4 protein-coding genes are annotated in these 13411 nt (G+C 72.5%); all 4 read right to left on the reverse strand.

Going from position 1 to position 13411, the window contains the following annotated elements; all coding sequences use genetic code 11:
* Window position 1 precedes the first annotated feature (1 nt).
* The 4 genes from C1A33_RS00580 to C1A33_RS00595 all read right to left on the reverse strand — a co-directional run bounded on the left by C1A33_RS00580 (window position 2) and on the right by C1A33_RS00595 (window position 13331).
* On the reverse strand, window positions 2–3919 hold the full coding sequence (locus C1A33_RS00580; protein ID WP_101829556.1) for a non-ribosomal peptide synthetase: 3918 nt from the start codon (window positions 3917–3919) through the stop codon (window positions 2–4).
* Window positions 3916–5547, reverse strand: coding sequence for an MBL fold metallo-hydrolase (locus C1A33_RS00585; protein ID WP_101829557.1), 1632 nt, complete (start codon window positions 5545–5547; stop codon window positions 3916–3918). The genes C1A33_RS00580 and C1A33_RS00585 overlap by 4 nt, the downstream gene beginning before the upstream one ends.
* Window positions 5548–5555: 8 nt before the next feature.
* A complete protein-coding gene (locus tag C1A33_RS00590) occupies window positions 5556–6272 on the reverse strand; it encodes a phenylalanine 4-monooxygenase (protein WP_133150527.1) in 717 nt (238 codons plus the stop codon).
* Between the two features lie 81 nt (window positions 6273–6353).
* The gene (locus tag C1A33_RS00595) at window positions 6354–13331 is read right to left on the reverse strand and encodes a non-ribosomal peptide synthetase (RefSeq protein WP_101829559.1); all 6978 of its coding nucleotides are present in this window, start codon (window positions 13329–13331) and stop codon (window positions 6354–6356) included.
* Between the last annotated feature and the right edge of the window lie 80 nt (window positions 13332–13411).

Consider the following 13411-nt stretch of genomic DNA (forward strand, 5'->3'; position numbering starts at 1 on the left):
GTCAGCGGCTGGGCGGCGACTCGCCGGCGTCTCCGACGAGAGCGCGCGCGGCCAGGTCGAGCTCGAACGCGACGAGCAGGTTGCCCAGGAGGACATCGCCGTCGTCCCCCAGGCGGTGATCGACGCGCACCGCGAGGACGAGGTCGTGCGGGCGCGTCGGCTCCACCGGTTCCATCGACACGGTGAGGCAGATCGGGAAGTGCAGTCGATCGTGCACGATCCGCTCGCCACGGAACCGGAGGCGGCCGCCTCCCGCGCGGGCGTGGTGAAAGTGCACGAAGTTGAAGCACGCCGCGACGGCTTCGTCGGGGAGACGATCGGCGATCGGATAGCCGGCGCGAGCGTCGTAACGATCGAGCACGGCTTGGACGTCGCGCGCCTCGGGCAACCCGCGGTCGCGGGCCGCGCACCGCACGGGCAGGACGTTCCAGAAGAGGCCGGTGGCACCGAGCGGGTCGGCCAGGCGCTCCGAGCGGCCGTTGCTGATCACACCGACCGCGAACGTGTCGAGGTGGGCGCTGCGGTGCAGCGCCGCCACGAACGCGCTCAGGCACAGTGCCTTGGGGGACACGGCGAGGGAACGGCTGGCACGGCGAACCCGGGCGGTGAGATCGACGTCGATGATGCGCTCGGCCGGTGCGCCGCGTTGCATCGGCCCCGGCCACGGGCGCGGCAGGGCCGCGAGTGCGTCCAGCTCGGAGGTCCAGAAGCCACCCGCGTCGGGATCTTCGGCGAGCTCGCGCTCGAGTGCGACGAACTGCCGGCGGGAGTCGATCGCGGGGGGCCTGTCGTCGACCGGGAGCCCGGCGACCCGTCGCTCGTAGGCATCGAAGAGCTCGTTCTGGAGCACGATCTGGCTCCAGCCGTCGAGGACAGCGTGGTGGGCGGACAGGTAGATGTCGGCACGGGCGTCCGTGCGCCGGACGACCAGGAATCGGGCGAACGGCGTGTCGGCTCCGATCTCGAAGCCGTTCAGCACGTCGGCCGCCAGGAGCTCGTCGCTCTCAGGGTGGCCCCGCAGGTCGAGGTACCGGGGCATCGCGCCGTCGGGTGCCCGCACGACCTGGGCCAGCCGCCCGGCGCCGGTTCGCCGGATCGTCGTTCGCAATGCCGGGTGACGGTGGACGAGTGTCTGCACGGCACGGCACAGGGTGTCGATGTCGAGGGCGTCGTCCTCGACGAGCCAGCGCGAAACGCAGTGGTACGCGCCTTCGTCGCGGAGCGACTCGTAGCGGTCGACCATCACCTGCTGCATCGCCGACAGCGGATAGGCGGACTCGGCGCCTGGTGGCAGCTCCGCCAGCTCCGAGGCGCTGAGAACGGCGAGCTCGGCATCGATCCCGTCCGGCGGGCGGTCGCCGCGCTCGGCGAGCGCGGCGGCGAGCGCACGGATGGTGCGGTGCTCGATGACGTCGTGCGTGGCCACGTCCAGTCCCGCCTGGCGCGCCTGGTGGACCGCACGGATCACGCGGATCGAGTCGCCCCCGAGGAGGAAGAAGTCGTCCTCGACGCTGACCTGCTCGACCTCTAGGGCGTCGGCCCAGAACGCCGCGAGCTGCGCCTCGAGCTCGTTGGCCGGCGCGGTTGTGGCCCGCTGGCGGTTGCGGGCGGCGTGGTGGAACTCGACGAGCCCGGGACGGTCGACCTTGCCGTGTTCGTTGCGGGGCAGCGTCGCCATGACGTGGATCGCTGCCGGCATCATGTAGGGAGGCAGCCGGTGGGCGAGCTCGCCGCGCAGCCGTGCCGCGAGCGCGCCGGACGCATCCTCCGTCGCGGCCTCCGGCGCGGCGACGCAGGCGACGAGCTGCGCAGCCGCCGGGTCGAACACTGCCACGGCGTCGGTCACCTCGCTGTCGTCCAGCAGGATGTGCTCGATCTCGCCGGGCTCCACGCGGTAGCCACGGATCTTCACCTGGTGGTCGCGCCGCCCGACGAGGACGAGCTCACCGCGATCGTTCCACGCGCCGAGATCTCCGCTGCGATACAGCACCGGATGCGGGGAGAACGGGTTGGCGACGAACGGGTCCGCAACGGGCGCGGTGCCGCGGTAGCCGCGCGCCACCCCGCAGCCGGCGATGGCGATCTCGCCGATCGCGTTGCGGGGAAGGAGACGGAGGTCGGCGTCGACGACGTAGACCTCCTTGTTGGCGCGCGGCAGCCCGATCGGCACGGTCGCCGACGGGCTGTCGGGATCGAAGCGATGGAGGGTCGTGTTGACGCACGCCTCGGTGGGGCCGTAGCCGTTGAAGACCGTCGCTGACCGAGCGAAGCGGGTCGCATCGCGGCGTCGGGCGGTCTCGGCCGCGGACACGACCACCCGCAACGTCGTCAGGCGGCCGGCGTCGAGCAGCGCCAGGTACGACGGTGTCATGGTCGTGACGGTGACACCCTCGGCCACCATCATGTCCTCGAGTCGTCGCGGGTCGAGCAGCGTTGCGGCGTCCGGCAGCACGAGCGCGGCGCCGGCCAGCAGGGTCATACCGATGTCGAGCAGCGATCCGTCGAACGACAGCGACATGAACTGGAGATAGCGGTCGCCCGCCGCCAGGCCCAGCTCACGGACGTGGTCGAGACAGACGTTGACGAGCCCTTCGTGGTCCAGCTCGACGGGCTTCGGCCGTCCTGCCGATCCCGACGTCGAGATGATGGCGGCGACGTCGGTGCCGCCGCGGTCGTCCAGGCCCGACGACGACGGTGCCGGTGGCAGGGTCGGGACCTGCAGGTCGACGCAGCACGCGGGCAGTTCGGGGACTTCGAGGGCGCGCCCGAGCTGGGCGGAGTGTACGAGCAGCGCGCGGGCGCCGGTGGCGTCGACGAGTGCTCGCAGCCGCGCCGTCGGCGTTGCCGGGTCGACCGGCAGGTAGACGCCACCGGCGAAGAGGGTCGCGATGAGCGCCACGACGGTGTCGGCGGTGCGCGTCACGACCGTCGCCACCGGCGTTCCGGGGAGGACCCCGAGCTCGGCTCGCAGGTGGTGGGCGAGCCGCTCGCCGCGATCGACGAGCTCGCCGTACGAGACCACCTGGCCGTCCGCCGCGACGACCGCGGGCGCGGTGGGCGTCGCCGCGCCCGCGGCGCGCAGCCGCGCGGTGAGCGAGCCACCGAGTAACGCCGGTTCGCGGGTGTCGGTGAAGGCGATGAGCTGCTCAAGCTCGTCGTCGGTGAGGACGGCGAGGTCGCCCAGGTCGCCGTTGGGCGCATCGAACTGGTGCAGGATCCCGTTGATGTGCCCGCCGGTGCGGTCGAGGAACTCGGCGGGGAACATGCCCCTGAGGTCCTCGATGTCGAGGCTGCCCGCCGCCGGGTCAATGCGGATCATGACCTCGGTGTCGGCGGTCGGTGCCGGCTCGGCGTGCAACCCGGCGGTGGTGACCAGGATCGTGGCCGTGGCCTCGACGGCGCCCTGCGCCCACAGCTGGCCAACCGGATAGCCCTGCGCGGCGTAACTGCGAGCGACCGTGTCCCGGACGTGCTCGAGCAGGTTCCGCAGGGTGCCCGGCCGCGGCACCCTGAAGACGAGCGGTACGGTGGCCGCCGACCGGTACCGGCTCGGCGCGTGCCGCAGGAGTGGCGACTCGATCCAGATCACGTCGCGGCCGGTCGTCCGGTGGAGCAGGGCGACCACCGCGGCGAGCACGACGACGAACTCGCCGAGCGGTTGGTTTCGCCCGATGCGCCCGACGATGCGACGCGAGTCGGCGTCGAGACCGAGCCGGTGACGCGAGCCGGGCACCCCGGCCGCGTCGAACACGAAGTGCTCGGACCACCGCAGCAGATCGCTCGGCGCGACCATCGCGCCGAGCCAGAATGACCGGTCGGCGTCGGCGCCCGGCGCGTGCAACGCCTCCAGGCGGGTGGGAGGGCCGCCGCCGATGCCCGCCGGCGGGTCGTCGGGCGACGGGACGCGGGGTGTGGTCACGGCCAGCGCAGCTCCTTGTGCCCGTACAGCCGCTCGGCGACGAGACCCCGGCGCCGGCACTCGGCCACGAAATGATCGGACTCCACCGTCGCCGCCGAGGCACCGCCCTCGTCGAGACCGAGCAGATGTGCGAGCCACGGCTCGGCGCCCATCGCATAGACGTAGACCTCGTCGGCGTTGAACCGTTCGATGAGGTCGATGGCCTCGACGCTGTTCGACGCCCGGCCGCGCCGGGTCGCGTCGTGGTCGCGGTCGAGGGGGCGCGAGAAGTAGGGCCCGTACACCCAGCTCGCCGGTGCTCCGATGCACTCCATGCCCTGGAGCACGACGTCGGCGTCGCCGACGAGCGCGTGGGCGCGCGCGTACACGGGAGGGTCGACGTTCGCGGAGTCAGCGGCGACCAGGAACGACCGGCCCGCCATGCGGATGTGGTACCCCGCCCTCGTCGCGATGTCGAGGTCGTGGTGCTCCCCGACGAACGGGACGGCCGTCACCACTCCGCTGTTCAGCGGGATCTGCTCGAATGCCCGGACCTCGATCACCCGATCGAATCCGAGGTGCTCGATTGCCCGGCGCAGCGACGGGTCCACGAGATTGCCCGCGTCGTTGGCGGGTACGACGACGGTTCCCACGCGATGGCGGATCTGCAGCAGCGTCTCGGGCACCACGTGGTCGTGGTGGGCGTGGGTGATGAGCACGTAGTCGATGTGCGGGGGCAGGTCGGCGTAGCCCGCGTGGGGTGGGACACCGGGTTCGTCGTAGGCGATCACGGGGTCGACGAGGACGCTTGAGTCGCCGTCCTCGAACAGCAGGCAGGCATGGCCGAAGTAGGTGACGCGTCCGCCGCCGCGTGGGGGCGGACCGGCGGCCCGGGCGGGCGGTCCGAGCGGCGTTGGTGGGGTGTCGGTGAACAGCGCGGCGAACCGGTCGGTCGCGGGCGAGCTCGGCGCGAGACCGAGGCGGGCGGACAGCGCGGCCACATCGGTGGGCTCGGTGCGGGCTCGGAACAGCGCGTCGAGCGCGGGCGCGTGGAACGGCACGGCGACGTCGACCGCCGTGTCGTCGTCGTCATCGACGACGGCGAGGCGCGGCGTGGACATGACGAACGGCCGAGTACGGCCCCGGTCCAGCCGGACGCACTGCCGTGAGGTGTCCCACAGCGGACTGGCGTACATCAACTCCTCGCGGACGCGGACGTCCGGTCGGTGATGGCGGTCGTACGTCAGCTCGACCAGCCCTCGCAACGCCTCGGGGACGCACTGATACCAGGGGTCGAGGGGCTCGCCGGTGGCGCGCTCGCCGAGCATCCGGTCGAGCGCGCGCAACGTGTCGACAAGTTCGATCTGCCCGGCGGCCCGAGCCTGGGTCGCGTCGAGCAGGTCGGCGACCTCCCGCACATGACCGCCACCGAGGTCGAGGAACGGTCCGCTCCGCGTCGCCGAGTCGGCGGCGGCCGCGGCGTGGAGTGCCGGCGACCGAACGTAGGAGGCCATCATCCGCAGGTGCCGATCGACGACGTGGAAGGCCGCGGTCGCCGGCGTCAGCAGTTGGATCCACGCGTACCAGCGATCGACTAACGGCTCGACGACGACGTCGCCGGCGAGGTACCGCGGGTCCGGGTCGGTCACCGGACCCCTCAGCCGGCCATCTCGAGGTCATCCAACGCCGTCGTGATCTCGTCGGTGCCGCCGAGCACGAAGTAGTGCTGCTGGAGCCGGAAGCTGTCGACGGGGCCGGCCAGCACGGTGTCCAGGTCGAAGCGGGGTGCCAGTGCACCGGGCGCGAGGGCTCGCGCGAGCTCGCTCGCCGACGACAGGATCGCGCCACCGATCGCCTTGCGTTGCTCGCCGTGCTGGACGAGCCCGACCTCCAGCGTCGCCCACAGCAAGCGCTGGAGTTGTTCGACGAATACCGGATCGTCGGCGCGCCGGGAACCCAGACGGCCGAACCGGTGGTACAGGTCGGCCGTCCGCGGGTTGGCGAGGTAAGGCCCGTGGCCGAACAGGTCGTGGAACAGGTCGGGCAACTCGGCGAACGCGAGTTCGTCCCGCCGCCGCATCGCGACCGTCACGGGAAAGCGCCGATCGGCGAGTAAGCCGAAGAACGTCGCACCGTCGACCATCCCGCCGGCTCCGACGAATCGCCAGTCACCGTGGACGGCCATCCCGTCGTTCACCGCGTCGAGGTCGGGCACGTGGTCGGCGGGCAGGCCCAGACGGTCGAGGCCGTCGAGGTAGTCGTCCACCGCGCTCGCCGCGACGAGCGGCGCTTGCTGGCGATGCAACAGCGACCACACGAGGTGATCGTCCGGACGGTATCGCTCGGCGGTTCGCGTCACTAGCTGTGCTGCCATCGACACTCCCTCGGCGACCGGCGGACCGACGGTCAAGTTAGGTCATCGTACGACTACGCTCGGGCTCGCCGTGGCGGTTCGTCAGAGGTCGAGGTCGATCGGCAGGTGCCGAGCGCCCGACCAGCGCTCGGCGGCGATCTCGGAGATCGGGGCGGCCGGTCGTTCGACGAACCGGCGGAGCAGCGCCACGAAGAGCTCGGCGAGGTCGCGCACCTCTTGCTCGTCGCAGGTCGACCGCTGGGCGGTCAGCTCGACGGACAGTCCCGCGGAGTCCTCCCGGACGTCGAACCACAGCGGCGTGTGGGCGTCGTCGACCGCCGTCGCCGGCCGGGTCAGCCCGGCGAGCCATGCCGCGCGCTCCTGCGACTGCAACGTGAGGCCGACCTGTGCAAGCGGTCGATCGGCCGGCCGACCGAGACGGCGGGCGATGTCACCCGGTGGTGTCAGCCGCCGGTCGAAGGCATCGATCGCGCGACCTCGCACAGAGCCGATCAGCTCGGCGAAGGAGCCTGCCGGGTCGATCCGGTCGCGCACCGTCACCATGTTGAGGTGAGGGCCGAGTTGGCCGTCGAGCGTCGCCAGCCCGCGTAGCGACACCGGCGAGCAGACGGCGACGTCGGGCTCGCCGGTGGTGACGAAGTGGAACACCGCGACGGCTGCGTGCAGCCCCATGAAGAGCGTGGCCGACGCGTCGCTGCACACTCCTCGCAGGCCGGCCGCCAGCGCCGCATCGACACGGGCGCCGGTGCGCCAACCGGCGAACGAGTGCGGACCGGCCGCGTCACCCGGGGGCAGACCGCGCAGCGTGCCCGCCCACCACTCGACGTCGCTCGCCCCGCGCTCGGTCCCCGACCAGGCGGCGTGCCAGGCGGCGAAGTCGCGAAACTGCCGCCGGGGAGGAGCCAGCGGGCCCGCGCCCTCGCGACGGGCGGCGAACCGTCGGCGCCACGCGCTCGCGAAGACGTCGAACGACTCCCCGTCCCACACGATGTGGTGCGCGACGAGGAGGCCGACCGTGCGGTCCGGCGGCATCCGCACGACGCGCAGGCGCAGGAGCGGCCCACTCGTCACCGACAGAGGCTGGTGCTCGTCGTGTTCCTGGAGAGCCTGCAGTTCGGCGCCCGCGTCGGCACGGTCGCTGAGGTCACTGAACGCGAGCACGCTGATGCCCGTCCCGTCGGAGTGCACCCGTTGCCGTGGCTGGCCGTCGACCAGCGGGAACGTGGTGCGCAGGACCTCGAAGCCGGCGACGAGGTCGGCGAACGTCGCCTCGGCGATCGCCGGATCCCACGGTGTGCCCAGGTCGATCACCTCGGCGGTCCGTGGGCTCGCCGGGTCGCGGTACTGCTCGAGCAGCCAGATCTCGTGCTGCAACGGTGAGACGGGATGATGGCGCGCCGGGAGCGTCATCGCGACGAGATCGTGCCCGGCTGCCGCGGCCGGTGCCGCCTCTCGGCCCGAGCGGACTCTGACGGCGTGGGCGAGGTCGCCGAGGCGCGGGTGCGTGAACACGTCCTCGACCGTCATCGTCACGCCGAGTGCCTCGTCGATCCGGGCGACCAGCACGACGGCGAGCAGCGAGTGGCCGCCGGCCGCGAAGAAGTCGTCGTCGGCTCCGAGGTCCTGGCGTCCCAGCAGCGACCGGCAGACCTCCTGGACCACGCCCGCCACGTCGTCGTCGCCCGTGGGAGCGCTGGCGGGTGCACTCGGCTCGGCATCGAGCGCGGCGAGCGCGCGCACGTCGACCTTGCCGCTCGGCGCGAGCGGCCAGTCGGGCGCCACCACAAACCGTCCCGGAACCATGTAGTCCGGCAGGAGTTCGTGGAGGCGTCGTCGCAGCTCGTCCACACAGCCGGCGTCGTCGGGGCGCAGGAACGCGACGATCGTCGGGCCGGAGCCGTCGGTGACCGTCACGGCGACGTCCCGCGTGAGCAGACCCGTCGAGAGCATCACCTCGCGGATCCCGTCGAGCTCGACCCGGAAGCCGCGGACCTTCACCTGGCGGTCGGCCCGGCCGGCATGCACAAGCTCGCCGAGCGGCGTGCGCCAGGCCAGGTCGCCGGTTCGGTAGCTGCGCACCTCGCGGCCGGGTCCGGCGGCGGTGCCGAACGCGGAAGCCGTCGCCTCGGGACGGCCCAGGTAGCCGCGGGCGACGGACGCACCGCACACGACGATCTCGCCGATCACGCCGGGCCCGACCGGCGCGCCGAGCTCGTCGACGACATCGAGCCGCTGGTTTCCGAGCGGTCGTCCGACGTTGCCGGCCTCGTCGTCGGGACCCGGGAGCCCGCTTGTCACGTGAAACGACGAGAAGATCGTCGCCTCGGTGACGCCGTAGCCGTTGACCACGTGGCAGTCAGGATGGCGGGCCAGGAACTCGCGGATGCGGAGCGGGTTGACCTGCTCGCCGCCGAAGATCAGGTACCGCAGGGACTCCCCGGCAGCCGGCCGGCGGATCAGCTCGGGCGCCACTCCCTCGAACACGGTCGGCACCTGGCAGAGCACGCTGACGCGGTGCTGCTCGAGGAGCGTCACGAGCAGCCGCGGGTCCCTCGTCGCATCGGTCGGCACGACGACGAGGTGGGCGCCCCGTGACAGCGGGACGTACGTCTCCCAGACGGAGAAGTCGAAACCGATCGAATGGAACAGCGTCCACACGTCGTCCTCGCCGAGCGTCAACCGCTCGCCGGCCACCCGCAGCAGCGAGACGATGTTGCCGTGCTCGACGAGGACGGCCTTCGGCCGACCCGTCGTGCCGGAGGTGTAGATGACGTATGCGAGGTCGCTGGGCCGGTTGATCCGGGGCATGGGTCCGGGTCTGTCGCCGTCGTCGGCGAGCACGATGTCGACCACGTCGTCGAGGACGAGGACGGCGCGAGCCCCGGCGCCCGCCGCGGCCGCGTCGTGACGGCGCTCGACCACGACGACGGAGGGGCGGCTGTCGTCGAGGATGAAGCGACGGCGCTCGGGCGGGTCGTTCGGATCGATCCCGAGAAAGGCGCCGCCCGCCTTGAGGATGGCGAGCTGGACGATGACCATCCACTCGGAGCGGTGCAGGGCCGTGGCCACGATGTGCTCGGGGCCGACGCCGTACCGGTGGCGCAGGTGGCGGGCGAGGCGCGTTGCCCGGGCGTCGAGCTCGCGGTAGGTCGCCGTGCGCCCGGCACAGGTGAGGGCGGGACGGTCGGGAGAGCGCCGTGCCGCGGCCTCGACGTGCTCGTGCAGCAGCCCTGGCGACTGCGGCGCCGTGGTGGCGACGACTTCGGTAACCGTGGCGTCGAGCGCGTCGAGCGCGTCGACCGAGACGTCCGCGTTCCGGCTGAGGCGCTCGAGCGTCGCCTGGAGTAATTCGCACTTCATCACGACGCGCGCGGGCGTGAAAAGATCACGGTCGTGCTCGATCTCGCCGCGCAGACCGCCGTCGTGCTCGGTGAACGTGACGATCATGTCGAGCTTCCCCATGCGCGCGTCGACGTCGAGGACACGGGCACCGGTGACCTCAACGGCCGGCTCCACCGCCATGCCCGGCACGTTCTGGAGCACGAGCATCACGTCGAACAGCGGCGAGCGAGCGGGCGCGCGCTCGGGCGCCAGCTCGCTGACGAGCAGGTCCAGCGGATACGCGTCGTGGTCGAGCGCGCGGCCGACGACGTCGCGGACTGTCCGCAGGAGCTGCCGACCGGTCTCGGAGGGATCGAGCCGGGCGCGTAGCGGCAGGCTGTTGACCAAGGAGCCGAGCAGATCCTCGAGCTCCACCCGCCTGCGGCCGGCCACCGGCGTGCCGACGACGATGTCGCGTTGCCTGGTGAGAGCGTGCAGCCAGCTGTACACCGCCGTCAGCAGCACCCCGAACAGCGTCGCCTGCTCGGCGCGTGCGAGCTCACGCAGGCGGCGTGTCGCGGCGGCGCTCACCTCGAAGCGAACCGTGCCGACGCGATGCGACCGGTCGGGACGGCGCGGGGCGTCGAGAGGCAGGCTGAGCGGTGCGAGCGTAGGTGCCAGCTCGCGCCGCCAGAAGCGTCGCGAGCGCTCGCCGGCCGCGCTGGCCAGCATGTGCTGTTCCCACACCGCGAAGTCGCGGTACTGGAGCGGGGGCGGCGGGAGCGGGCCGGCGTCGCCGCGCGCGTGCGCCCGGGCGCGCTCGAAGAGCTCGCCGAAGAAGATCGACAAGGACCACCCGTCCATCACGATGTGGTGGGCGGCCAGGTAGACGATCGACTCGTCCGCGCCACCGCGGGATCGGCGGTCGGGCCGGATGAGGCCGACCCGCAGCAGCGGTCCCCTGGCGAGGTCGAACGGTGCCCGCCCGGCCTGCTCGAGCACGTCGCGGGTCGCGCCGTCGGGGTGGACGGTGAGCGTGACGGCGCCGGTCGCGGCGACGCGCTGCCGCAGTTCGCCGTCCTCCAAGTGGAACGTCGTGCGCAGGATCTCGTGCCGCCCGACCAGGTCGGCGACCGCCGCGCTCAGCCCCGCCGTGTCGACCGAGCCCGGGACGGCCAGCGCGGCCACGACGTGATACGCCTCGGACGCCCCGTCGAACTGGCTGACGATCCAGTGCCGCCGCTGGCTGTGTGACGCCGGGTAGGAGGCGGCATCGGCGACGGGCACGATCTGCGGCCCCGCATCCGGTTGGTCGCCGCGCTGGTGGCTCTCGATCAGCGCGGCCAGACCCCGCACTGTCGGGTTGTCCAGCACCGCCGAGACGCGCAGATCGACGCCGTGCCGGCCGAGCAGGCGGGCCGCGAAGCGGGCGGCAGACAACGAGTCCGCGCCGCGGTCGAACACGTCGGCGTCGGGCGGGAGGTCGATGGGGCCGAGTAGCTCCTGCCAGATCTCGGTGACCGTTCGCTCGGTCGGCGACGCGTCCACGTCCGTCCGAGCGTGGACGCGCGTTCGCCTGCTGGCAGCGATCACGGCGAGCGCGTCGACGTCGAGCTTGTCGTGGGCGGTGACCGGGAGCTCGGCGACGACGTGGATCTCGTCGGGGACGAGCGAGGCACCGACAGCTGCTCGCACCGTAGCTCGCAGCGCCGTCACATCGGGCGCGTCGGCGCCCACCGCGACGGTGACGAACGCGGCGACGCGCGTTCGTCCGTCGTGTTCGTCGGCGTCGGCGTCGGGGCGTGCGGGGATGGCCCGCACGACGGCGCCGCGGACGGCGCGATGAGCGCGCAGCGCCGCCTCGATCTCCCCCGGCTCGAACCGCGTGCCGCGGATCTTTAACCGGTCGTCGAACCGACCGAGGAACTCGAGCTGGTCGTCCGGACGCCACCGGGCCCGATCGCCGCTGCGGTACAGGCGACGCGTGCCGCCGGCGGGGCGCGTGACGAAGCGCCGGGCGGTGAGCTCGGGGTCGAGGTACCGGGCCGCGAGACACCGGCCGCCGGCGTGCAGCTCGCCCGCCGCGCCGATCGGCATGAACCGGCCACGCCGATCGAGGACCGCCACCCCGACGTTGTCGATCGGGCGGCCCACGGGCACCCGCCTGCCGGACGGTGTGCCGGTGCACACGAACGCGGTCACGTCCACCGTGACCTCGGTGGCGCCCCAGCCGTTGACGAGCCGGGTGCCGCTGCGGCGTCCGAGCAGCTCGTCGAAGCGTTCGGCAACCCACGGGTCGAGCGTCTCGGCGCCGGCCAGCACCCACCGCAGCGAGCTGACCGCCCCAGCCCGCCCGGCGGCCTCGGCGTACTCGAGCAATGCGATCAAGGGGGAAGGGACCAGGTCGACGATCGTGACGCCGTGGCGCTCGATGGCATCGGTGACGAGTGCCGGATCGCGCTCCGCGCCGGCAGGAAGGAAGCACACGCGGCCGCCGACCGGCAACAACCGGAACATCTCGCAGATCGCCGGGTCGAACGAAACGGCGGTGCGCTGGAGGGACACGTCGTCGCTCCCGAGCTGGCGATTCTCAATCAGCCACAGCTGACGGTTCACGAACGACTCATGCCGGATCAGTACGCCCTTGGGCTCTCCGCTCGATCCTGACGTGAACGTGAGATAGGCCGGATCGGTGCCCGTGATGTCGAGTGGCGGCATGTCCTCGTGACCGTTGCTCGACGAGGCCACGGTCACGATCGTGCGGTGCGCGCCGGGCGCGATCGCCCCGGCGGTTTCCGGCGCCGTCACGATCGCCCGCGCTCCGGACAGGTCGAGCAGGCGTTCGCGCCGGGTCGCCGCCTGTGTGACGTCGACGAGCATGAACACGCCGCCGGCCTTGAGGACGCCGAGCGTGGCGACGAGCAGCGCGCAGGAGCGCGCGACCGCGACCGCGACCACGTCGCCGCGCCGCACGCCGGCGGCGCGCAGGGCGGCGGCCGTGCGGTCGGCACGCCGACCGAGCTCGCCGTACGTCACGCGCTCCGCCGGGCACACGGCGGCGAGGCGGTCCGGCGAGCGGCGCGCTTGGCGTTCGAACAGGCCGTGCATCGTGGCATCGGCGGGCAGGTCGACGGCCGTGCCTTCGAGCCACGCCTCCTGGATGTGCACCTCGGCGGGCGACAGCAGGGCGGCGTCGGCGACAGCGCTCGTCGGAGCCGACAGCGCCACGGCCAGCAGGCGTTCGTAGTGGCCGATCAGCGCGGTTGCCTCGCTCGGAGCGACCTGCGCCCGGCGGTGAGCGACGGTCAGCTCGACGGTGCTGTCGCCGGGCACGAGCAGCAGATGGACGTCGCCGCGCCAGCCGGGGGGTGGGCCGAGGTCGGTCCGGTCGGCGAGCGTGCACGCGAGGTCGAGGTCGCCGCTGCCGAGCGGCCGGCCGGCCGGCGGCGTGGGCTGCGGCCGCGCGACCCGCTCGACGAGCGCGACCTGCTCGACGAGTTCGGCGAAGGTGGTCGCCGCGTCGATGGCCGTGGACACCGAGCAGTCGTCGCATCGGGCGCCGACGCGCACGCTCAGGGGGACCGTGACGTCGTCGCGGTCGTGGTAACGATGCACGAGTGCCGCCACGGCTGCCACCGCCACGGTGCCGAGATCGAACGCGGCCATCGGGCCGGATTGGCGCGCCGGGATCTGCGCGACGACACGTTCCCATTCCGGGGTCGCGGCTGGCACGGTCATCAGCTCGTCGCCTTTGCTTGGTCCGGCAGCCAGGGCGTCCGTAGTGCGTATACTAGATTATCGTGTGCCGAGAGCGCTCG

Origin of the sequence: Frankia canadensis (genome assembly GCF_900197875.1) — a bacterium.
GTDB lineage: Bacteria > Actinomycetota > Actinomycetes > Frankiales > Frankiaceae > Frankia > Frankia canadensis.

What these genes read in the sequence shown, in the direction of transcription:
- C1A33_RS00595 (WP_101829559.1), bottom strand. Translation starts at nt 13,331, where the DNA reads ATGACCGTGCCAGCCGCGACCCCGGAATGGGAACGTGTCGTCGCGCAG.
- C1A33_RS00590 (WP_133150527.1), bottom strand. Translation starts at nt 6,272, where the DNA reads ATGGCAGCACAGCTAGTGACGCGAACCGCCGAGCGATACCGTCCGGAC.